Origin of the sequence: Halorubrum sp. ASP1 (genome assembly GCF_005435135.1) — an archaeon.
In the GTDB taxonomy this organism is placed as follows: Archaea; Halobacteriota; Halobacteria; order Halobacteriales; family Haloferacaceae; genus Halorubrum; species Halorubrum tropicale.
Map to the genome: position 1 here is coordinate 1 of NZ_SGUA01000037.1, position 1,287 is coordinate 1,287.

The 1,287-nt window shown below is 68.1% G+C and carries 1 protein-coding gene and 1 pseudogene; both read left to right on the forward strand.

The genetic code is table 11. From position 1 onward, the window contains the following. Nucleotides 1-219, forward strand: a 219-nt coding sequence (locus tag EXE48_RS18555) for a hypothetical protein (protein ID WP_158295147.1), incomplete at its 5' end; no start/stop codon positions are given. After that, nucleotides 216-1,287: pseudogene (locus EXE48_RS18125) on the forward strand (hypothetical protein); the annotation flags it as partial. The gene EXE48_RS18555 and the pseudogene EXE48_RS18125, both read left to right, overlap by 4 nt.

Here is a 1,287-nt window from a genome sequence, read left to right on the forward strand (position 1 = left end):
TTCCCTGAACTCCCGGAAACGGCTGGTGGATGGGGGTTCGCAGTCGCTGGCGGACTCATAGGGTTAGTCCTCTTCACGTTCCAGCACTGGTATGACGCCCCGTTCGACGGTCTTGCGATGGTCGTCGGTGCGGCGCTGACTGTGTTCGCGTTCACGGATGCCTACCTGATCGCGGACACTCTCGACGACCGAGAGCGGCCGACGGAGGCGAGTCGATGAGCCGCGGCGCCGCGGTCGTCGCGGTAAGCCTCGCGGTCCTCTGTGTGCTCTCCGTGCTCGGGGCGGCGATGCCCGCTATGGCGGCTGGGGTGCCGGCACAAGTCGAGGGCGGAAGCGGTGAGTTCGACGCGCCCGGACCGTTCGAGATCTCGGAGCTGCGGACGGGTGGGAACCAGCCGGCGGCAGCGCCGCCGTCAGTGCGGTACGTGGGCGACGGCTCGCAGCCCGGAGGAGCGATAGCGCTCCGGCACGTCCCGGCCGGGCCGCTGGAGAACCAGCCGATATTCTTGGAGCGAGGGAAGACGCTGAACACCGACGAGGTCGAGCTCTACTCGACGGTGTTCGGCGGGTCGGCGACCGGCGAGTACGAGGCGGTGATCGTGTACTGGTCGGCGGAGTCCCGGACGGTGAACGGGACCACGGTCGAGTACGCAGCCGATCAGGAGGTACAGCGGGCGACGGTCGACGTCGAGTCGGGGTACGCGTCGGCGCCGATCGCGTTGAACTCGCACTACAACGAGTCGGTGCAGGCGACCATGTGGCTCGAGCGTGACGGTCAGGTCGTCGACGGGGCTCGCTGGCGCCGACGCATGCGTGAACCGCCAGCGAGCCAGCAGGTGCAGATCGAGACGCAGGCTGATGCATGGTGGTACGTGTTCCGGACGGCGGTCCTGCCGGGCGTGGCGTCGATCGTGGTCGGGTTGTCGGCGGCGAGAGCGACGCTGAAGCGAGCGGGCCGCGGACCGGGGTACTCACTCGGCACGTACGGGTTCCTGACCGGCGTCGGCGTGCTGCTGGCGATCGCCGGGCTCTACTACGAGCTCGCGGTCGTGGTACAGCACGTCGACATCCTGTTCGGCCTGTCATTGCTCCCGATCGCGTACGGTGGCGGGCTCCGGATGCGTGACCCGACGGAGAACATCGCCTTTGAGCGGAAGGAGCTGACCGAGGCGCTGAACCTGCGCCGCGGTCAGACGCACAAGGAAACGGACCCGGATGCGGTGCCGGACGGGGGTTCGGAGTCGTCGGCGTCTACGAGCGACCGGATATCGCTCGACGAGGACGGCT